Annotated in this window: 20 protein-coding genes; 11 read left to right on the top strand and 9 right to left on the bottom strand. The window is 54.8% G+C overall.

Annotated features, from left to right (window positions below):
* The first annotated feature begins 86 nt into the window (after positions 1 to 86).
* Positions 87 to 1,277 (top strand): benzoate/H(+) symporter BenE family transporter, encoded by a 1,191-nt coding sequence (locus tag H6F57_RS01155; RefSeq protein WP_190624781.1) that lies wholly within the window; start codon positions 87 to 89, stop codon positions 1,275 to 1,277.
* Positions 1,278 to 1,477: 200 nt separating this feature from the next.
* Entirely contained in the window at positions 1,478 to 1,993 is a 516-nt protein-coding gene (locus H6F57_RS01150; protein WP_190624780.1) for a CHRD domain-containing protein, read from the top strand.
* Positions 1,994 to 2,120: 127 nt separating this feature from the next.
* On the opposite strand, the gene H6F57_RS01145 is transcribed toward H6F57_RS01150, so the two are convergent.
* From H6F57_RS01145 to trmFO, 3 genes are all read right to left on the bottom strand, one after another.
* Entirely contained in the window at positions 2,121 to 2,798 is a 678-nt protein-coding gene (locus H6F57_RS01145) for an exonuclease (protein WP_199289468.1), read from the bottom strand.
* Between the two features lie 311 nt (positions 2,799 to 3,109).
* Positions 3,110 to 3,358 carry a hypothetical protein gene (locus tag H6F57_RS01140; protein ID WP_190624779.1) on the bottom strand — a complete coding sequence of 83 codons (249 nt, stop codon included), beginning with the start codon at positions 3,356 to 3,358 and terminating at the stop codon, positions 3,110 to 3,112.
* Between the two features lie 161 nt (positions 3,359 to 3,519).
* Entirely contained in the window at positions 3,520 to 4,905 is a 1,386-nt protein-coding gene (trmFO, locus tag H6F57_RS01135) for an FADH(2)-oxidizing methylenetetrahydrofolate--tRNA-(uracil(54)-C(5))-methyltransferase TrmFO (RefSeq protein ID WP_190624778.1), read from the bottom strand.
* Between the two features lie 262 nt (positions 4,906 to 5,167).
* On the opposite strand from trmFO, the gene H6F57_RS01130 reads away from it, so the two are divergent.
* Positions 5,168 to 7,120, top strand: coding sequence for a P-loop NTPase fold protein (locus H6F57_RS01130; protein WP_190624777.1), 1,953 nt, complete (start codon positions 5,168 to 5,170; stop codon positions 7,118 to 7,120).
* A 157-nt stretch (positions 7,121 to 7,277) separates the two neighbouring features.
* On the opposite strand, the gene pyrC is transcribed toward H6F57_RS01130, so the two are convergent.
* A complete protein-coding gene (gene pyrC / locus H6F57_RS01125; protein ID WP_190624776.1) occupies positions 7,278 to 8,306 on the bottom strand; it encodes a dihydroorotase in 1,029 nt (342 codons plus the stop codon).
* A gap of 307 nt (positions 8,307 to 8,613) precedes the next feature.
* Between pyrC and H6F57_RS01120 the strand changes: the two genes are divergently transcribed.
* Positions 8,614 to 9,402, top strand: a complete 789-nt coding sequence (locus H6F57_RS01120) for a hypothetical protein (protein WP_190624775.1) — start codon at positions 8,614 to 8,616, stop codon at positions 9,400 to 9,402.
* A 14-nt stretch (positions 9,403 to 9,416) separates the two neighbouring features.
* Entirely contained in the window at positions 9,417 to 10,136 is a 720-nt protein-coding gene (locus H6F57_RS01115; protein WP_190624774.1) for a Fe-S cluster assembly protein HesB, read from the top strand.
* Positions 10,137 to 10,153: 17 nt separating this feature from the next.
* Here H6F57_RS01115 and H6F57_RS01110 read toward each other — a convergent pair whose 3' ends face one another.
* Positions 10,154 to 11,704: a GTP-binding protein gene (locus tag H6F57_RS01110; RefSeq protein ID WP_190624773.1), complete on the bottom strand. Its 1,551-nt coding sequence runs from the start codon at positions 11,702 to 11,704 to the stop codon at positions 10,154 to 10,156.
* A gap of 204 nt (positions 11,705 to 11,908) precedes the next feature.
* Here H6F57_RS01110 and H6F57_RS01105 point away from each other — a divergent pair, with 204 nt between their 5' ends.
* Positions 11,909 to 12,493: a hypothetical protein gene (locus H6F57_RS01105; RefSeq protein WP_190624772.1), complete on the top strand. Its 585-nt coding sequence runs from the start codon at positions 11,909 to 11,911 to the stop codon at positions 12,491 to 12,493.
* On the opposite strand, the gene H6F57_RS01100 is transcribed toward H6F57_RS01105, so the two are convergent.
* Together H6F57_RS01100 and H6F57_RS01095 are read right to left on the bottom strand one after the other, a co-directional pair.
* On the bottom strand, positions 12,398 to 13,357 hold the full coding sequence (locus tag H6F57_RS01100) for a 3'(2'),5'-bisphosphate nucleotidase (protein WP_190624771.1): 960 nt from the start codon (positions 13,355 to 13,357) through the stop codon (positions 12,398 to 12,400). The two genes, H6F57_RS01105 and H6F57_RS01100, sit on opposite strands and share 96 nt — an antisense overlap.
* 44 nt (positions 13,358 to 13,401) lie before the next feature.
* Positions 13,402 to 14,262, bottom strand: coding sequence for a PfkB family carbohydrate kinase (locus H6F57_RS01095; protein WP_190624770.1), 861 nt, complete (start codon positions 14,260 to 14,262; stop codon positions 13,402 to 13,404).
* Positions 14,263 to 14,406: 144 nt separating this feature from the next.
* Here H6F57_RS01095 and H6F57_RS01090 point away from each other — a divergent pair, with 144 nt between their 5' ends.
* Both H6F57_RS01090 and H6F57_RS01085 read left to right on the top strand, forming a co-directional pair.
* Entirely contained in the window at positions 14,407 to 14,592 is a 186-nt protein-coding gene (locus tag H6F57_RS01090) for a hypothetical protein (protein ID WP_190624769.1), read from the top strand.
* Entirely contained in the window at positions 14,592 to 15,836 is a 1,245-nt protein-coding gene (locus H6F57_RS01085) for an MFS transporter (RefSeq protein ID WP_190624814.1), read from the top strand. Before H6F57_RS01090 ends, H6F57_RS01085 begins: the two co-directional genes overlap by 1 nt.
* A gap of 142 nt (positions 15,837 to 15,978) precedes the next feature.
* Here the strand turns inward: H6F57_RS01085 and H6F57_RS01080 are convergent, their stop codons facing one another.
* Together H6F57_RS01080 and H6F57_RS01075 are read right to left on the bottom strand one after the other, a co-directional pair.
* Entirely contained in the window at positions 15,979 to 16,152 is a 174-nt protein-coding gene (locus H6F57_RS01080) for a hypothetical protein (RefSeq protein ID WP_242042916.1), read from the bottom strand.
* 207 nt (positions 16,153 to 16,359) lie between these two features.
* A complete protein-coding gene (locus H6F57_RS01075) occupies positions 16,360 to 16,968 on the bottom strand; it encodes an Npun_F5749 family FMN-dependent PPOX-type flavoprotein (RefSeq protein WP_190624768.1) in 609 nt (202 codons plus the stop codon).
* A 90-nt stretch (positions 16,969 to 17,058) separates the two neighbouring features.
* On the opposite strand from H6F57_RS01075, the gene H6F57_RS01070 reads away from it, so the two are divergent.
* The 3 genes from H6F57_RS01070 to H6F57_RS01060 all read left to right on the top strand — a co-directional run bounded on the left by H6F57_RS01070 (position 17,059) and on the right by H6F57_RS01060 (position 20,430).
* Complete coding sequence (locus tag H6F57_RS01070; protein WP_190624767.1) at positions 17,059 to 18,159, top strand: calcium/sodium antiporter; 1,101 nt, start codon at positions 17,059 to 17,061, stop codon at positions 18,157 to 18,159.
* A gap of 60 nt (positions 18,160 to 18,219) precedes the next feature.
* On the top strand, positions 18,220 to 19,809 hold the full coding sequence (locus H6F57_RS01065; RefSeq protein ID WP_190624766.1) for an Hsp70 family protein: 1,590 nt from the start codon (positions 18,220 to 18,222) through the stop codon (positions 19,807 to 19,809).
* 228 nt (positions 19,810 to 20,037) lie between these two features.
* Positions 20,038 to 20,430: a hypothetical protein gene (locus tag H6F57_RS01060; RefSeq protein WP_190624765.1), complete on the top strand. Its 393-nt coding sequence runs from the start codon at positions 20,038 to 20,040 to the stop codon at positions 20,428 to 20,430.
* Positions 20,431 to 20,650: the final 220 nt, after the last annotated feature.

The raw sequence follows: 20,650 nt of genomic DNA, 5'->3' as shown, positions 1-20,650 counted from the left end.
CTCGTAGGGGTACAGCTTGCTGCACCCCTACAAACACAAGAATAACAAACAGAATTCGGCGGAATATCTACCTTTGGGCGAAAAATATGGTGGCAAAAGGTATATTCAACGACATTTCTTTCTCAGCGATCATCGCAGGTTTTGTCACCGTGCTGGTGGGCTTCACCAGCTCAGCGGTGATTGTGTTCCAGGCCGCCCAAGCACTAGATGCCACCCCGGCAGAAATCGCCTCCTGGATGTGGGCTTTGGGCCTAGGCATGGGCCTCACCTGCATTGGTCTTTCCCTGCGCTACCGCGCCCCCGTCGTCACCGCTTGGTCTACACCCGGTGCCGCCCTGCTGATCACTTCCGCCGCAGGGGTGCCAGTGGCCGAAGCGATCGGGGCCTTTTTGGTATCCGGAGTGCTGATTACTCTGGCTGGGTTCACTGGCTGGTTTGAGCGGTTGATGAACCGCATTCCCCTATCGCTGGCGGCGGGCATGCTGGCCGGAGTGCTGCTGCGCTTTGGGCTGGATGTGTTTACCGCTATGCAGACCCAGTTTGCGATGACCTTTGCCATGTTTTGCACCTACCTAGCAATGCGCCGCGTAAAGCCGCGCTATGCCGTAGTGGCAGCGCTAGGAGTGGGGATTGCGATCGCCGCCCTGCAAAATCTGATCCAGTTCGACACCGTTACTCTGCAACTAGCTCGCCCCGTCTTGATTGCTCCCCAGTTCTCCCCAGGCGCACTGGTCGGCGTCGCCCTGCCGCTGTTTGTGGTCACCATGGCCTCCCAAAATATCCCGGGAGTCGCCGTGCTGCGGGCATCTGGCTATGCCTTAGTCCCCATCTCTCCCGTGATTGGCTGGACGGGGGCAGCTACCGTCATCCTTGCCCCTTTTGGTGGCTTTGCGCTGAATTTGGCTGCCATCACCGCCGCCATCTGCATGGGGCGCGAAGCCCACGAAGATCCCGATAAGCGGTATGTGGCGGCGATCGCCGCCGGTTTTTTTTATCTACTCATCGGCCTTTTCGGAGCCACCGTTGGCGCAGTGTTTGCCGCCTTTCCGCAGGAGCTGGTGCTGGCGATCGCTGGGTTGGCCCTGCTCGGCACCATCGGCAACGGCCTCTTCACTGCCCTGCGCGACGAAACCCAGCGCGAACCTGCCCTAATCACCTTCCTTGTCACTGCTTCCGGCGTCACCCTCTTTGGCATCGGCTCCGCTTTTTGGGGGCTGATTGCCGGAGCCCTGGCGCTTGTAATCCTGCAAACCAAAGCAGTGACCAGCAGCTCCTAGGCGATCGCAGGCTGAGCAGTGGGAGATAAATAGCGTGCAGAACCTGGTGGCGATCGCCATCGCCACCTAAATCGTGTTTTATGGCAAATCTATTTGCGCGCATTACACGTATTAAAGGGTAGGAACGGCAAACTCAGCTAAGTAAAGCGGTTGAGAAACCCCTAATTTGACCAAATATCATGTTTAACGAGAACGAAGTTATGCAAAGTAAGATTCAAGCTTTTAGCGTTGCTTTGGGTACAGTAGCCCTGGCCTTGGGTGTTGCTCTGCCCCAAGCCCATGCAGGCCACACCAATACCGTGCTGACCACCCAACTAGACGGCAGCGCCGAAGTTGGCGAAGACCTGAGCGAAATGGTCGGCGATGCCACCGGCACTGGCAGCGCCTACGTCTTTGGCGTTGATGGCGACCCCACCACCCTTTGCTACGTCCTAGAGGTATCTGGTGTCCAAATGGTGCCCGTGGGTGACGGCATGGCCGCCCATATTCATGAAGGGGCCATGGGCGAAAACGGCCCTGTAGTGGCCGCCCTCGCTGGTCCCCAAGATGGTAATGCAGGCGACTGCTTAACCGAAGGCGAAGAAGGCAAGTTTCCCACTGGCGAAGCCGGTATTGTTGAGCGAATTTTGAGCAATCCTGAAGCGTTTTACATCAACGTCCATAACCCGACTTTTCCCGATGGGGCCGTTCGCGGACAGCTCGAGGCCCACAATTAAGGGCACCTGTCCCCTCTACTACAACGCGCCTTACCTCGCTTGAGCGGCTTTAAAGAAGCCTAACTGAATAGGGTTTACTCACCCGCGAGCATGGAATTAACTATGCTCGTGAGCATTTTTTATGGCCTCAATCCACTGACCTCAACCGTCGCCGCTCAAACTCCCGCAGTCGCCGCTCAAACTGCTGCCAGTAGCTATCCATATCATCTAACGAAACTTCAAACAGCTGGGCCGGTTGATCGGCCAGGGCGATCGCCACCAGCCCCTTTTGCACCGCCAGCCCAAAGTCTGCATAGACCTGATGAGCCGCTTCCCGATAGGCCGCAATCTGCAAAAAATAATCCCCCAACCACTGAGGTTGCTTGGGTCGCAGGGCTGTTTTCCAGTCGCACAGGTGCAGCTCACCCTTCACCACCACCAGCGCATCCGGAATGCCCACAAACCCTTCTGGGTGCCACACTGCCCCTTCCACCAGCAGCACCTCTTCCACCTGGTTTAGCACCGGCAAGATGGACTCCCAATAACCTGTTAAATCAGCCGGAATGTCTGCCGTTGCGCCGTTGAGGTGGGCTGCAATCTGCTTGTGCAGCCGCGTACCCGCCGAAGACGTCTTGCCCGAAATCTGTTGGGCTGCTTCAACCCCGACCCGTTGCCGCCAGCGCTGTAGAGCATCTCGCGATTCCTGAGGCTTGGTGGCCGACAGCACGGTGGTCACACCGGGATAGCAACATCCCTCTACCTCGTAGAGCATTTTGCGCTCGCGGCGCACCCGTTTAGCTACATAGCGAGGAAGTTGAGGCACCATAGTCGATTTGGTAGTGACGCTGAAATTGTAGCCACCAACCCGCTCTTCCTGATGGCGCAATCTCACCTCAAGTCTCGTAACGCTTTTTTCAAGACCAAGGGAGAGCTATCCTAGTCTCAATATGAGATAAGGCGATTGCTCTGGTCTAGGTTAACGTCAAGACCTTAAGGCGCTAAAAAATACGGGTATCTCTAGCTTTAAAGACACCCGAGTATAGTTGATTGACGCGATCGCCTATGTCGGAAAGCCAGCAGCGATCGTCTTAGCTCAAACGCATCCTTGGTCAAAAGTTTCTATGCAAACCTTGACGCCTAGATTTCTAAGCCTTGTTTAGTTTGTTTAAGCTGCTTATACAGCGATTGAATTTGCTCAAAAGCCTCATCGGGCGAGAGCTTGCCACCAGTTTGTAACCCCGAAATGTAGCCAACTCGGTTAGCAAACTCTTGTAGGTTGGCGTTAAACACAAGGTGTTGAGGCGAAAACGTACCGTAGTAAGAGCTTTTTGGAGAAATGAATCCGTCCAAATCGCGTCGATTGTTAGCAGAGCCAGAATAGGCCATAGGGCATAAATAACCTTCTCTTAAACAAAAATAGATCTTCTTTTAATCTTAGACACGATAGCCTAGCCCCTCAGGTTTTTGCAACGAAGATTATTGCAAATCTATCTAAAGAATTAGACCCTATGCCTTGGTAGAGCGAGCCTTCGGCCCTGCCGCCTTGCTCAGGCCGTAGCCATCAGCGAACTCTGAATCAAAACAAGACCGTGCTGGCTGGCCCAGGTATGGAGATCGTTAAAGGCGCGATCGCGATACTGTCCATAGCGTTCCCGTTTGTTGCGCACCTTTACCGGCAGCGGCGGCAGAATGCCAAAGTTGGGCGGCATCGGCTGAAAGTGCTTCGGCTCCGCTGAGGTAATGAAATCGACCAGCGCCCCCAGCATCATCGTCACTGGCAAACTCAGCAGCTCTTGGCCCTGGGCCAAACGGGCTGCATTCGTCCCCGCTAGCCAACCTCCGGCCACCGCCGCCGTGTAGCCCTCGGTGCCCACTAGCTGCCCCGCCGCCAGCAGAGTGGGCCGCGCCTTAAATTGCAGCGTGTTGTGCAGCAGCTCCGGCGAATTTAGAAACGTGTTGCGGTGCATCACCCCCATGCGCACAAACTCGGCATTCTCCAAACCGGGAATTAGCCGAAACACTCGCGCCTGTTCGCCCCAGCGCAGGTTGGTTTGAAAGCCCACCATGTTCCACAGCTGGCCGCTTTTGTCTTCCTGACGCAGCTGCACCACAGCGTAGGGTTTTTTACTCTTATTCTCTGGGTCTTTGAAGTCGCCCAGGCGCGCGTCGAATAAACCCACCGGCTTGAGTGGGCCATAGCGCATGGTGTCTTCGCCCCGTCGCGCCATCTCTTCAATCGGCAGGCAGGCCTCAAAGAATTTGGCGGTCTCGCGCTCAAAGTCCTTAAGTTCGGCCTGCTCGGCATTGCACAGCTCAGTCCAAAAGTGCAGGTACTGCTCTCGGTTCATGGGGCAGTTGAGGTAGGCGGCCTCGCCCCGGCCGTAGCGGGAGGCCATAAACGCTACCGACTGGTCGATGCTGTCGCCCACCACAATGGGGCTGGCGGCATCAAAAAAGCTCATGTAGCCCTGGCCTGTGAACCGCTCTAGCTCCACCGACAGCGCGTCGCTGGTCAGGGGGCCGGTGGTTAGCACCACAATGCCGTCGTCGGGAATGCTTGTCACCTCGTCGCGCCGCAGCTCAATCAGCGGGTGATGCTCTAAGGTTTCGGTCAGGTCTTGGCTAAAAATGCCGCGATCGACCGCTAGGGCACCGCCCGCTGGCACCTGGTGCTGGTCGGCTTTGCCAATTACCACTGAGCCGAGCTGGCGCAGCTCTTCGTGGAGCAGGCCCGAGGCGCGATCGCTCGCCATTGCCCCAAAGGAGTTGCTGCACACTAGCTCGGCTACATGCTCGCTGTGGTGCGCGGGGGATTTTTTCTGGGGGCGCATTTCGTGCAGCACCACGGGCACCCCGGCCTGGGCAATTTGCCAGGCGGCCTCGGTACCGGCCAGCCCGCCGCCGATCACATGAATGGGGTCTGGGGTTTGCACTGCGTAGCCCTCAAAACTCAGCTTTTCCAGGATAACGGGTTCTAGCCTGTTAAAGGCGTTTCAATTCTTCGGATAGCCGAAGAATGCATGAGTATCTAAGAAAATTAAACTCATCACATGTAATCCTCACACCTTCTGACGGCTCATTGAAGTCATCGTGTAGTGGCAATAAAAAGGTGCCTTTCATAAAACCTGATAAGCGCAAGTAATGACTCAAAAAAAATTTATTGTATGCTTGACATAAAGCAATTTGGGAACTGTTATGGCATCTAATAATAAACACATTGAAGATTACCTAAATTATTACTTTGATTCTGAATTCGATGCAAACTTTGCCGTAATGCTAAGCGGTGGCTGGGGAACTGGTAAAACGTGGTTTATCAAAGAGTACTACAAAGATTTTGAAGAATCAAGGAAAGAAAAAGGAAGAAAAGTTCGTTTTGTTTACGTTAGCTTGAATGGATTGACATCATTTGCAGAAATAGAAGATCAAATCTTTGGACAACTGCATCCATTTAGAGCGTCAAAAGGTTTTGTTTTGGCGAACAAATTCTTTAAAAGTTTTCTTAGATCAAGCATTCGGTTAGATTTGGATTTTGACAAAGACTCGAAGAATGATGCAAGTATAAATCTTGCAACTTTAGAAGCTATATTCGATGGTGCTTCTGAAAAGTCTAGCGACTACTTCATAATATTTGACGATCTCGAAAGATGCAGAATAGAGATAGAAGCGATTTTGGGATATATTAACCTTTTAGTTGAACATCAAAAGGTTAAATCAGTTTTAATTGCCAATGAGAATGAGATTGGCGAAAGAACTATTGCACCAGAAAGCTTATGCAAAATTGATAGTTCCCGATACAGACAGATTAAAGAAAAGGTTGTTGGGAAAAGCTTTCAGATTTCGATTAATCTAGAGCATGTGACTGATGTTTTTATTAATAACGTAAAAGATGAAATCTTAAAGAAGTATTTAACTGAAAAGAAAAACCTAATCTTAAATATTTTTGAAATGTCTGGAGATAAAAACTTGAGGTTTATTCAACACTCTCTCTGGGACTTTGAAAGATTATTTTTGCAGGGATTAAATTGTTTTTCCGCAAAAGAAGAGCTGCTTGATGACGTTCTAATGACTTTCCTGGCACTATTTTTCGAGGTTAGATCTGGTCGAATCACTCCAGAAGACATTCGAGATGTAGAAATGTTTACATTTCGCTCATATCAAAAAAGTAAAAATGAAAAAACAGCTGATGTTCGTCCTATTGATTCGTGTATAGATAAGTATTCTTTTCTACGATATAAATATTCTATATTAGGAGTAGATAACTGGATTCATTTCTTGAAAAATGGTTATTTAGAAAAAGAGTCAATCCTCAGCGTCATTGGAAAAAGCGAGCACTTCGCTGAAGAAAACACAGAGAAATGGATTCAGCTTTATCACTATAGAGATATAGAGGATGACAGATTTATAGACCTTTTAAACTCTGTAAATAAAGATTGGACAAATAGAGCATATAAAATCCCTCCTGAAATAATTCATGTAAGTGGAATTTTTATAAGACTTTCTGAACTAGGCCTGTTTTGGAAAAGATTTGATTGGATCATCGCTGATTCTAAGAGTTATATTGATTATTTAGATGAACAAGGAATTCTTAAAAACTATTCTGACATGAACCTTTCAGACAATTGGGGTAATTTGATATTTGCTGCACACGAAACATCTCAGTTCAAAGAAATTTTCTCCTATTTCAAGGAAAAGCTTTCTAATGCTGCTAAGGCAAAGCTATCAGAAGAAGCTTCAGAGCTTCTAGGCACTTTAATTGAGAATCCTAGCAAATTTTGGAGAAAAGTTAGCTTAGGGCATATGTATGATTCTTCAGAGATTCAAGAAAAGCAGTATCATAATATACCTATTCTGGCAGAGGTTAATCCTCGTAAATTTGTTGATGCAGTTCTGTCTGTCCGTAACAAAGACAAGCTTCTAGTAGGCTATTCCATTAAAGATAGATACAACTTTCAGTCTTCTCCAGATAGCTATGAGCTGGTTTCGGAATTGGATTTTTTGCGAGAAGTTAAGTCAATACTTATTCAGGAGTACGAAAATAGGCTCAATAAACCTAGTGGATATAATTTAAAATTGATTGTAGAAGAATATTTAGAGCCAGCCATTAATAAGCTCGAAGAGATTGCAAATTTATTAAGGCAATCTAGTTGACTTCATCCGTTAAGACAATGTCACCAGAAGGAACTTCTACTCAAACTAGCGCAAACACGCTACAGACTGTAGCTCCCCCCCAACCGCCTTGAAAAGGGAGTTGGGGGATTACCCTTAATCAAGGGGAAAGGAAGCTTTCCCTAGCGGCTCTCCAGCGTCAGACCATTTTCCAGGTCATCGCTTCCCCGGCCCGCAACGGCACCAGTCCAACATCGACAAAAGGCAACTCATCGGGAATGCGCCAGGTCATTTTGCTCAGGGTAATGCGATCGTGATTGCGCGGGAGCTGATAAAAGTCTGGCCCATAAAAGCTAGCAAACGCCTCCAGCTTGTCGAGGGCATCAACACTCTCAAACGCCTCTGCGTACAGTTCCATAGCATGCAGCGCCGAAAAACATCCCGCACAACCACAGCCACTTTCTTTGCCATTGCGGGGATGGGGGGCGCTATCAGTGCCCAGAAAAAACTTAGGATTGCCCGAGGTAGCCGCTTGCAAAAGCGCCTGCCGGTGGGTTTCGCGCTTCAAAATAGGCAGGCAGTAGTAGTGGGGACGCAGGCCCCCTTGAAATAGACTATTGCGGTTAAACAATAGATGTTGTGGGGTAATCGTGGCCGCGATATTGTCGGTCGCCAGCACAAACTCCACCGCCTCTGAGGTGGTAATGTGCTCCAGCACCACGCGTAGTTGAGGAAATCGCTGCTTCAGGGGAATCAAGCGTTTCTCAATAAACACTTTCTCGCGGTCGAACATATCAACCGCTGAATCGGTTACCTCCCCATGGAGCAGTAGCGGCATATTGACCTGCTGCATCGCCTCAAAGACGCGATCGCATCGGCTGATCTCGGTGACGCCAGCATCTGAGTTCGTTGTCGCCCCAGCGGGGTAATACTTCACCGCTTTGACAAACTGAGCCGCCTTGGCCGCCATGATCTCTTCGGGGCGAGTGTTGTCGGTAAGGTAGAGGGTCATCAGCGGCTCAAACTGCTGACCCGCCGGAACTGTCGCCAGAATGCGATCGCGGTAAGCCGCCGCCTCGTCCACTGTACGCACCGGGGGCTTCAAGTTGGGCATCACGATCGCCCGAGCGAACTGCCGCACCGTGTGTGGCAAAACTGCCTTCAGCGCCTCGCCGTCGCGCAGATGCAGGTGCCAGTCGTCGGGTCGAGTCAGGGTCAGCGTTTCCATATGAACTACCACGACATCTCTGGGAGTTTAATTCATTTTGTCCGTAAGAATATCTTCCACCGTGAGCCGCCGCCGCTCGCGATCAACTTGAAATAGCACCCGCATTCGATCGCTTGCTGACGAGGTCAATGGTGCTTTCAGGCTGCACTTCACCGAGGGGTTAACGTCAGGGCACCAGCCAGTGCTGCACTCGATAAATTGTCAAGCTCACCTAACTAACGTGGGTTAGAGTCTCTACCCCACGGTCGATACGGCATCTTTTGTCGGCTTGGTAGGTTAAGCAGGTACGCCCATTCTGTTGAAGGCTATGAGACTTAATCTTTTGAGCTACGCAGGTGGTCTAGGGCTAGTAGCCGGTGCACTGATGTTACCCGGCGTTAGTCATGCCCAAGGATTTTGCTATCTGATTAACTCTGAGGGCGAAGTCGTCAATCTAGATGACATGTGCCAAGACAGCAATGCCTCTGAGGCTTCTCCAGCGCCTGGGGCCAGCGACGCTTCCGCTGAGCCGCAGGGCACATCATCGTCTTCTGAGGTTATAAACACCACCACTACAAGTCCGGCGGGGACAGACTCCACTGGAGCAAACCCGGCAGGGACAAACCCAACGGGAACAAACTCTACCGGAACAAACCCAGCAGGAACAAGCCCAGCGGGGACGAACTCTACTGGTGGGACAAGTCCTGCTGTGAGTCCAGCGAGGACAACCCCTGCTGCGACGCCCGGCTCAAATGGAAACACTAACCGTGCTAACCCTAATAACGAAGACACCAACCGGGCTAACCCCAATACAGACGATGCAGAAGCCTCACCGGCTGGGACCGAATCGCCTCGGACACCATCTGACACGTCAGACACACCTGATAATGCTACAGAGCGCGGAAATCGCAATACAGATCTAGAAAACCGTAATAGAGAGCCACAAAACCGCACTACAGAGCCACAAAACCGCTTAGACATTCCGGTTAGGGAGATCGAGACGCCTGAAATCCCTGAGGTCCAAACTCCTCAGCGGCTAGATTCTACTGGGGATGACACCGATACATCTGTGGATGACACCGATACATCTGTGGATGACACCGATACATCGCAATAGCTAGGCAGCAGATTTTGGCCGTTCAACCCATTGATCTAGACTTGCAGCGCCAGGCAGTCACTATTCACCAGCGTCTATGCGCCGAATATGATTGCCCAATCCCCTATTTTCATGCGCTTGATCCGCTGAGCGAGCTGGTTTCATCCCTGCTGTCTCACCGCACCAAAAACCGGGACTCGGGCCGCGCCTTTAAGCAGCTAGTAGCCCAGTTTCCCACCTGGGAAGCGGTGCGCGATGCGCCGACGGAACTGGTGGAACAGGCGATCGCGCCTTGCACCTGGCCCGAGCAAAAAGCGCCTCGTATTCAGCAGGTGTTGCGGTTGGTTGGGGAGTTAACCAACGGTGAATGGTCGCTCGACTTTTTGAAAGATATGTCGGTGTCGGAAGCTCGCGCCTGGCTAGAAGCGCTGCCCGGAGTTGGGCCAAAGACCAGTGCAGCGGTGCTGTGTTTTAGCCAGTTGCGGGGTCGAGCACTGCCGGTGGATAGCCACCACCACCGAGTCGCCCAACGACTGGGCCTAATTTCCTCCAAAATGTCAGTCGGGCCATCTCACGTGTTGCTGGAGGCGTTTTTGCCCGCTGAGTGGGATGCGCAGCAGGTTTATGACCACCATGAGGTGATGATGTTGCACGGTCAGCGGTGCTGCTTTTTCAAAAATCCGAGCTGCGATCGCTGCGTTGTGCTCGATCTGTGTCCCTACGGGCAAGAGAAACGCGAAAAAGCACAGCGTTAGACGCGAAAAGCGCTCGTCTAAGGGGCAATTTTGGCCCTGAGTTCGGCTTTGATGCGATTCAAAATGGATGTTTCGTCGAGGCCGTCGAGAATTTCGCCAATCACGGCTTTGGGGCCGTTGGGCCCCCAGGTGGCACCGTTGGTGAGGTAGGTTTTGGTGATCTGACCAATGCCGTAGGTGGCCAAACCGGCGACGCCGCCCTGGGCCAGGGCCACGGGAATGTAAGGGGCGATCGCCAGCCCCCCCGTCGCGATCGCAGACACCCCCAGCATGCCCTTAAGTGAGCTAAGCCCCAGGGTGATCACCAGCTCGCTAATCGTAATGCCGCCCAGGCCTAGGGCAATCTGCTGAAGCAGTTTGAGGGCGGCGGGTCGGGTCATGGGCAGACCGTAGAGCCGCGACAAATTGAGAATCAGCATGACATCAACGACGGTGCCGCCAATCAGATCTGCCACGGTGATTGGGTTGAGGGCAACGGCGACGGCTTTGATCATGGTGGCGTTCCAGATGGTGTCGTCGGCGATGCGATCGCAGATCTGCCGCTTGCGCTCTAAAATTTCGGCGCTGATGCCCTCGGCATACATCAGGGTATTGAGCGCCACCAGGGCTTTGCCTTCGCGGTGCAGAATATCGAGAATTTTGAGCTTTAAGTCATCGACCTGGGGCTGGGCGCGTATGGTTTTGTAGGTGGTTTCGCCATTGGGTTGGGAGACAGCCTGCACCGCTAACGGGGAGGCAGCGGCCATGACAATCTCGTCGGGGGAAATCAGGTCTTGCAGGCGGCGATCGCGCAGGGTTTCGTAAAGGGTCTGGCGATCGGCCTCGGGGAACTGGTCAACTTTGTTGAATACCAGCAGCATGGGCTTACTGGCCTGGCGCAGAGCTTTCAGCGCCTCATACTCAACGCGGGTAATGTCGCCCGCAATCACAAATAGAATCAAATCGACCTGTTCGGCGATGCGGCGGGCCAGAGCGGCACGGTCCTCGCCATCCACTTCATCGAGGCCGGGGGTGTCAATCAGCTCAATGCGCGACTGGCCGACGCTTTTGAGTGAAACCCGCAGCAGATCGGGCAAGTCGGGCGTGAGGGATTCTCGGCTGACGGCCCAGGCACTGCCTTCCACCACCTGGGTGACGCCGTGGGTGGGGCCAGTGGCAAATACCTCCTGACCCATCAAAGCATTGAGCAGCGAAGATTTGCCGCGCCCCACCAGGCCAAAGACGGCGATGTGCACCACCGTATTCTCTAGCTTATCCTTTAGCCCCTTGAGGTTTTGCAGAGCTTCTTCGACCCCGGCCTGCTCGCGGGGAGTGAGGTTGAGGCGCTGCACCAGACCGCCCAGAGCCTCCTGGGCGCGGCGGTAGTTGAGGTCGTCTTGCAGGTCTTGAAAGTCGAGCACCAGGTCGCCCAGCTCTTGCTCCACGGCCTCCCAGGTGGCGGGGTCGGCGGCGGGAAGCGCGAGGGGAGCACCCTGCACGGTGGCGACGAGTTCCCCCAGTTCAGCCTCAACCTCTTCCCAGGTAATGTCTGGGTTTGGGGAGGTGGGCAAGGGGTCGTTAGCGGGCATGGGTAGCGGGTGAAGGTGAACCTACTTTAAGCATAGCGAAGCGGGTTGGGGGTGAGGGGTGGGCCAATAGCGTATTTACCGGGGGAAAACCCAAAGGGCGAAGGCGGCTCGACCGGCTTAATGTTGAGACACATAATCCTAAGCCGGGGGTCTAAAGGGGTACAAGATCTATGTAGAGGATGTATCAATTGAGATGTCTCCACCATGACCACACTGCCCCCCAGCCAAGATATTGAGCGGTTACGGGTGCTGGCGATGCTGCACTACGTAGTGGCAGGACTGGTGCTGGCCTTTGCGCTACTGCCACTGGTATTTGTGGCGATCGGAGGGGTGGTGCTGCTGGCTCCCGAAAGCATGGTCAGCGGCGATAGTGAGCTGCCACCCTTTGCGTCGGGGCTGGTTTTTATGGCGCTCGGGCTGGCGCTGTTTCTCTACGGGCTGGTGCTGGCGATCGCACTGATCATCTCGGGTGGCTGTTTGCGACGACACAAGCACTACTGGTTTAGCTTTGTGGTGGCCTGCGGGGCGCTGCTGTTTACGCCCCTGGGCACGGTGCTGGGGTCGCGACGCTGGTGGTGCTGCTGCAAGAGTCGGTGCGCGAACTATACGGAGTTTCTTTCTAAGGGTCGGGTGCCTGGGACGAAGTCCGGGGCTGTGAGAACATCGCAAAGGCACCCGACCCTTACGGGAGACTCAGCTCAGGGCTTTGAGCACCGCATCATGGAGCGCGCCATTGCTGGCCACCACACCGGGGTTATTGGGGAAGCGGGCAGCACTGGCAAAATCTAGGGGCTTGCCGTGCATGTCGGTGACGCGGCCGCCGGCTTCTTCGACCACCAGCACTCCGGCGGCGTGGTCCCAGATTTTTTCGCGATAGTCGGGGGTTTTGGGAGACGGCAGACGCAGGTAGAGGGCGCCCTGGCCTGCTGCCACGGCGGCGTACTTAGCCTGACTATCCATGCGGATGGAGGGAATGGTGATGCCCACGGCCTGGGCCACTTGCGCTTGCTGGCTGAGATCGCCGTGGCCCGACTCGACACTTTCGACTAGGCGCAGGCGATCAATATCGTCGGCAGCGGTCACCCTCAGCGGCTGGGGATTGCCGCCCGCCAGGGGCATCATCACGGTGCCTTCACCGCGCACGGCGGCGAAGAGCAGCCCGGTTTCCCCGCCGTCAAAGCTGAGGAAGGGGCAGCCGAGCACCCCCACTTTAATGTCGCCATCGACGACCAGAGCCAGGGCGATCGCATATTGGTCACCGCGCAAAAAGCCTTTGGTGCCGTCGATGGGGTCGAGGGTCCAGTAGCGGGGGGCGACATCGCCATTGCCGTGGTCAATCCAGCTCAGCACATCGCTGTCGGTGGCGCTGGGAACGGCATTCTGCACCTGTTTGGTAACGGCGGTGAGCACGGCAGCAGTCTCGGGCTGGCGCAGGTCGGTGGTGTCTTCTTCACCCACTACGGGGTCGCTGGGGAAGGCCTCTGCCAGGGCTTTGCAAATCAACGCTTGAGCCCCGTAGTCGGCGATGGTGACAGGGCTTTTGTCGTTTTTTTCCATAGCGGCGGGGACGAGCCCCTGACGCACGGCCTCACAGAGCTGGGCGGCCTGGATGACGGCGGCGATCGCGACTTGTTTTTCCTGATCGTAGGGCATGGGGGGGAGTAGGGAGTGGGGATTAGGGGGATTACAAGAGAGCACTATAGCTGGTGAGGGGCCTTTGAGATCCAGGCACGGGTACCAAAGTGGCGGCAGCTCTGGGCGGCGACCTGGGCGGCCTGGGTGAGGGCGTCGGGGAAGGGGGCGTGCAGGCGATAGTGGCAAAAGGCTCCGTGAAAAATGTCTCCAGCCCCCAGGGTGTCTTGGACAGTGACCTGGGGAACGGGTAAGGTACCTGCTGTCCCCCGATCGCGAAACTGAATGGGGCTAGGGCCGTGGGTGCTGGCGATTTCGGGAATGCCCAGGGCGCTGAGGGCTGCCAGGGTATCGGGTTGGCTCGGTATTTGAAATTTGGCGGCGGCAATGACGCTGGTGGCGAGGGGTAGGACGCTGTCGAAGCCAGGCTTCCAGCTGCCCGCGTCGATGACGATGGGGATGGTTTGGGCCTGGGCGGCGATCGCGAGGGTGTGACTGCTAGCTATCTGATGGCCATCGAGCAGGACGATATCGACATCGGTGAGTAAGGCTGCTGGGGTCGTGGCAGGGGCGGCCTGTCGCCCGACGGCATTGCGGGAGACAACAGCGCGATCGCCCGTAGCGGCGGTAACGAGAATCGTAGAAAGTGGTGGCGGCGATTGCAGCTCAGGCGTGAGATCTACCACCTCAACACCGTAGGTAGCCAAGTCTGTCCGAATGAGATCGGCTAGGGGATGTTGACCCAGGGCACCGGCTAGCCTAGCCCGATTTCCCAGAGCGGCGAAGGCGATCGCGGCATTGGTAGCTGGCCCGCCCGCCACCAGCAAACTCTCCTCAGCGACAAGTTTTTCATCGCTGCTGGGCACGTGATCGACGCGATAAATGCAGTCGAGGGTGATCAGCCCCACAAAAAGTCCAGTGGCCACGGTGATATTTCTCTCAGCAGATTCTAATCGGCGGCGACAAGCAGTACTCTCCACAGCATAGGTCTAGCCCTGCGTGTAAGGTAAGTAATGCGATCGCCCCATCTTTCGCCCGCTTGCTGGATTTTTTTCGTTGGGTTACACAAAATGGCTGATTCGTTGCCGCTGGCCTACTTACTCATGTTCTTGCACTGCGTGATTGGGCTGGTGGCAGCCCAGGTGGCCCAGCGCAAGGGCTACGACCTGGGCCTGTGGATGGTTTGGGGCATGGTGGGCGGCACAGTCGCCCTGGTGGATGCCCTGCGGCGACCCCAACATTCGTTGCCGCAATGATGGCATTCCTACAGCGCTGGCTCAAGGGGTGGCTGCCTAACCTCGACCACCGAGTGTGGATCTTGGCGAGCGGGCGGCTACTGTCGCAGGTGGGCATTGGCTTTACGCTATTTTACGCACCGATTTTTTTTACTGAGCAGGTGGGGCTAACGGCGACCCAGGTGGGTCTGGGTATTGGCCTGGGCTCGGTAGCGGGCATGGCCGGACGGTTTTTGGGCGGGTCACTGGCCGACTCGCCCACGGTGGGGCGACGACCGACGTTGCTGGCGTCAGCTCTGGTGTCGGCAGCGGCGGATGGGGTGCTGCTGCTAGCCAACGATTTTTGGATATTTTTGGCGGGCAACCTGCTGATGGGCTTTGGCGTCGGGCTTTATTGGCCAGCGGCGGAGTCGGTGGCGGCAGACATTACGACCCCAGAGCAGCGTAACGAAGCCTACGCCCTGGTGCGACTAGCCGATAACTTGGGTCTAGGGGTCGGGGTAATCGCCGGAGGGGCGCTGATCTCGCTGACCGGGGCCTACCGGGCGCTGTTTGCCATCGATGGCATTACGTTTCTGCTGTTTTTTGGCATTATCTATATTGCCATTGCCGAGACGCGCCCGGTGGGAAATGGGGCGCGATCGCTCTTCCAGGGCTGGGGTCAGGCCCTCAGAGACAAAACCTTGATGGTCTATGCCCTGGTCAACGTGCTATTCACGGGCTATTTAGCGCAAATTCAAAGCACGCTGCCCCTCTATCTCAACCAGTTTGCAGGGGGCGAGCAGGCGGTTAGTGAGGGGACGCTGAGCCTGCTGTTTACTGGCCATGTGGTGCTGGCAGCGATCGCCCAGTTGCCCATGGCGCGCTGGCTCAACCGCTACCGCCGTGCCCAGGGGCTGATGGTGTCGGCGCTGCTGTGGGGGCTGGGGTTTGGCCTGGTGTGGCAGTCGGGGATGGGAAACTTGCCTTTAGTGTGGAGCGGGCTAGCCCTGGGGGTAATGGCGCTGGCAATGGTGGCCTATACGCCGATTGGCTCGGCGCTGGTGGCGTCGATCGCCCCTGAACCCCTGCGCGGCGTCTACCTGGCGGTGAACTCAATGTGCTGGGCCGTAGGCTACCTGATCGGCCCACCCCTGGGCGGCTGGGCGCTCGATCAGGGTGATGCGGCCGCGCACAGCTTTTGGCTAGGGCTGATGGTGACCGTCTTACCGGCCTTGGGAGTCTTAGCCTGGCTCGATCGACGGCTGCGCCACCGGGCTAGCTAGGCGATCGCAACCACAAAAAGCACGAACAGCTACTCAGCCGCTTTGATATTCTTTGAGATGGCCAGAGGGGTGGGATCATCCACCAATAATTAGATCAAGGGTTGCCACCACTTGATCAACTTGGTTACAGAAGCTCTTGACCTTAGGCAAGACCATCGACAAGATCGTGAACATCGTCGGGATATTGAAAATCAGCAGGAATACTGGTTAACAATTCACTCAGGGTCAGCGCCACCGCCAGCGCCTTTTTGCGAATTACCAGCGCCCCATTTACTTCTAAAATCTTCACTGTGAAATTTTCATTCCACCCACCCAAAGCTCTCTGCTAGGCGACGGGGAATTCGCAAACCAAGACTACTGCCCCACTTCTTTAGGTGAATTTTAAGTGAATGTCCATCGTGTTGGCCTATATTTATACTTTATATAAAAGTTTAATATCTCTCCATCGGCGCAATTTTTCTGTGGCGCTGTAAAGCAGCAACACGGCCTCTGGTCTAAAGCGCTGATTAGGCACCATGAACTGTTAAGGATTTACCACTGTGACCTGCCAGGTGCCATCGGGTTGTTGGTCATACAAAGTGCGGTTCTGAGGTTCGCCGCGCAGCTCTAGGTGATCAACTTGATCAGGGTGCAGCAGCACCAAACAAAATTCAGCGGGAGGCATCACGTGAATTTCCCTAGGCGAAAAATCGGCCTCGGCGGTGCGAGATTGGGCCGGGTGGGGCCAGTAAAACTGCTGGCGGGCGTTGTCGGAGAGAACTTCCCAAGAATTCTGTCGAGCTTGGAATAGAGCGGGATCGGCCTCAGCAGTCACCACCTGAATGGAGCCTGCTAGGCGAAACTGCTCGCGGGTGTCAGTGAAATACCAGCAGGCTTCGGCCCAGGGGTGAGCGGTGATGTCGGCGACCTTGGCGCTACGCTGGTCGGTGATCAGCGTGAGAGTGTTGCTGTCGGGTAGCCAGCCGCGAAATACCACGGTGCGGTTGGCGGGTCGGCCCGTAGGGGTAATGGTCGCCAGCTGAAAGTAGCGACTGTAGGGCCGGCTGCGGTTGCGGTGCAGGGCGCGAGCCAGGGTGCTGCGCCAGGGCGCTAGGGCAACGGTCTGTGACAGAGATGGATCAGAATCAGACATACTAGGCTTATGTGGCCTTTGGGGGCAGGAGCGCTCCCAACCTAAGGGTGGGCCTTTTTAGTAGAGCGTTTGCTGAGTGAGCTTGCAAGTATGACCGTTGCCATCCTGTTATTGATTGCGGGTGCGGGCCTGTTACTGGTAGGGGCAGAATCTCTGGTGAGAGGGGCATCTAAGCTAGCCGCCCTGCTGGGTATCTCTCCTCTCATTATTGGCCTCACGATTGTGGCCTATGGCACTAGCGCCCCAGAGATGGCGGTCAGTGTGCAGTCTAGCCTGACGGGACAGGGTGATATTGCGTTGGGTAACGTCGTTGGCAGCAATATTTTTAATGTGCTGGTGATTTTGGGCTTGTCGGCGTTAATCTCTCCGCTGCCGGTGGCGCAGCAGCTAGTAAGGCTGGATGTGCCCATTATGGTGGGAGTTTCGGGATTGCTGATGCTGTTTTCGATCGATCGCCTGCTCCAGCCCAGCGACGGCATTATTTTGCTAGTCGGTGGCGTGGTTTATACGCTGTTTTTGGTCTACCAGAGCCGCAAAGAAAAGAATGCCGAGGTGCAGTCAGAGTATGAGCGAGAGTATGGCCCTACCCCCATCGGTCGCTGGACTTGGGTGGTTAACCTGGCCTACATTGCGGTAGGTTTGGTGACGCTGGTGACGGGGTCGCGAATGTTTGTGTCGGGGGCAGTGAGCATTGCCGAATCGCTGGGGGTGAGCCAGCTGGTGATTGGCCTGACTATTGTCGCGGCGGGTACGTCACTGCCCGAGCTGGCGACCTCGATGGTGGCCACGTTTCGGGGAGAGGGCGACATTGCCGTAGGCAACGTGGTCGGCAGCAATATTTTCAACATTCTGACGGTGCTGGGGGTGACGTCCCTGACCTCAGGAGCAGGGGTCATCATTCCTGAATCGGTGCTGTACTTTGACCTGCCGGTAATGCTGGCGGTGGCGGTGGCCTGTCTACCCATTTTTCTTTCCGGCAGCGTGATTACCCGCTGGGAGGGGTGGGTGTTTGTGGGCTACTACGTGGCCTACGCGGTTTACCTCATTTTGCGGGCGGCTAACCATGACAGCTTGGGGCTGTTCAGCCGGGTGATGCTGATGTTTGTGATTCCCATCACGGTGATTACGCTGGTGGTGGCGATGGTGCGATCGTGGCCAAAAAAGGGCCGATCGCCGGTTGAACATGAGTGATTGCTTCCTAGCGATCCCCGCTGCCGGTAGGATGGGTAGCACCGTGTTTTTTCTAAAACCATGGCTATAGCGGTTGATTTTGGCACCAGTAATACCGTCATTGCTCGTTGGAACCCAGTTTCTGAAAGTCCAGAGACGGTAGCGCTACCGGGGCTGAGCTTGAGCTTGGCCACGGTGCCACCGCTGGTACCCAGTTTGGTCTATGTGGAGAAGCCCCAGGTCGATGGAGTAGTGGTAGGGCAGGCGGTGCGCGATCGCGGTCTCGACATCCCGACTGATCCTCGATTCTTTGCCAACGTCAAGCGCGGCATTGGCACACCATTGCAAGGGTTTCTGCCCGATATTGATGGGGAAGCGCTCTCCTTTGAACAACTGGGGGAGTGGTTTTTGCGATCGCTGCTGACCCAAGTGCGCGCCGTGGCTGGGGAAGACGATAGCCTGGTGCTGACGGTGCCGGTTGATAGCTTTGAGGCCTATCGCCTGTGGCTGGGGAATGTGGCTACCGCGCTCGATTTCAAAGAAGTGCGGCTGATTGATGAACCCACCGCCGCTGCCCTGGGCTACGGACTGACTGGAGAGCAGACGATTTTAGTCTTAGATTTTGGTGGCGGCACGCTGGATTGGTCGTTGGTACGGCTGATGGCCCCAGCCCAACAGAAGCCCATGGGCTTTTTGCTGAAGTGGCGAGGGCAGGATGCTGAGCAAAAAAGTGCCCAAAAGCCCGAGGTAGCGCGAGTGCTGGCCAAAGCTGGGGAAAACCTAGGCGGAGCCGATATTGATCACTGGTTGGTAGAGCACTTTGCCGGCCAGGGGATCCTCGGTGGGGCCGTGGTGCAGCGGCTAGCCGAGCGCCTTAAGATTGCGCTTTCAGATCAACCCGAGGCAGCAGAAGCCTACTTTGACGATGAGACCTTTGACACCTACGACCTGGCCCTAACCCGCGACCAGTTCGAGGAGATTCTCACCCAGAACCAGTTCTTTGAGCGGTTGGAGAAGGGATTGACCCAGGTGCTTCAGCAGGGGCAGCGTCAGGGCATCGACCCAGATGCGATCGACGCGGTGCTGCTGGTGGGGGGCACGGCGCAGATTCCGGCGGTGCAGCGGTGGGTAACAGAGCGGTTTGGGGCTGAGCGGGTGAGGTGCGATCGCCCCTTTGAAGCCGTGGCCCAGGGTGCTCTGCAAATTGCCCAGGGCTTAACAGTCGAAGACTTTCTTTACCACAGCTACGGCATTCGCTACTGGGATAGACGCAACAATCGCCACAGCTGGCACCCCATTCTGAATCAGGGGCAGCCTTACCCTATGGCTACCCCAATTGAAATTACGCTGGGAGCCTCGGTGGAAAAGCAGCCCAGCATTGAGCTAATTGTGGGTGAACTGGGGTCGGCTAGCACCCAGACCGAAGTGTATTTCGAGAATGGTCGACTAGTGACCCGCCAGCTCAGCAGTGATGCCCCCTCGGTGCAGCCGCTCAACGATCGCGAGGGGGCGCGCACCATTGCTCAACTCAACCCGCTGGGATTTCCGGGCAGCGATCGGGTGCGGGTGCTATTTCAAGTCGATCGCGATCGGCTGCTGCGCATCACCGTCGAAGATATTCTTACCGGCAATACGTTGCTAGATAATGAGGCTGTGGTGCGGCTGAGCTAATGCCGCTCATGGAGGCGGCTTTCTCTGCTTTTTCTTTTTCGTCAGCAGAGGTTTTAACAGCCGATACACGGATATCCTCCTAAATCTTGCCGCTCTTTTGGATTACTACATGAGTCGCTAAAATAAGCATAAAGCTATAGCTACCTACGTTCAGTTATAGGAATTGTTCATTAGAATGGCTGGCAGCAGCGTCCAAACAAAAAAATAAAAGAAATAATATCAAATTTCATGACTATTGTTCGAACATCCCCAGAAGCTGCCGTAGATTCTTCTTTTACGGTTTACCAATTATTCTGCCGATTAATGCTGCAAGTCAGTCTAATCGCTATCCCAGCCTATTTAGCCATTTTTATGTTAGCTATCCCTTTCGATATGGATGCTGGGATGAAGCGGGGGTTAATTTTATTGACTCCAGTACTTGAATTTTTTGTCGCTGCTGTCCTATATTCTTTAAGTTTTTTAACCACTCTTTCTAGCCCCGATCGAGAAAGCTTTGACGGTTCATCCAGGTTCAGAAGCCGGGTTATGCGCCGCAAAATGCTGCTCACCCTGCTGGGCTCTATTTCTCTGTCGTTAGGGATTTTATCGGGCTCGTTGATGTTGGTCAAAGCCCACCTGTAGCCCTAAATCTGGTTCAAGCAACTGAGTTGTGGCGTAGCGGGGCGGCGCAATTTTCCAATTTTGAGGGATTGGTTGAGCTAGTGGGTTGCTATTTATTTCTAATACCAATTACTTATAAAGCTGCGCTAAACAGGGCTTCTAGGATGAAGTTGTAGGAGGTCAAGGAGATGATGTACTCTGGCGTCAGGGTGTCGAGGGCCGCCGCAACACGTTCGCGCAA

It is taken from the genome of Leptolyngbya sp. FACHB-60 (genome assembly GCF_014695775.1).
GTDB lineage: Bacteria > Cyanobacteriota > Cyanobacteriia > Phormidesmidales > Phormidesmidaceae > Nodosilinea.
Note: the sequence above shows the minus strand (reverse complement) of the source record. Positions and strands in the feature narration are given on the sequence as shown.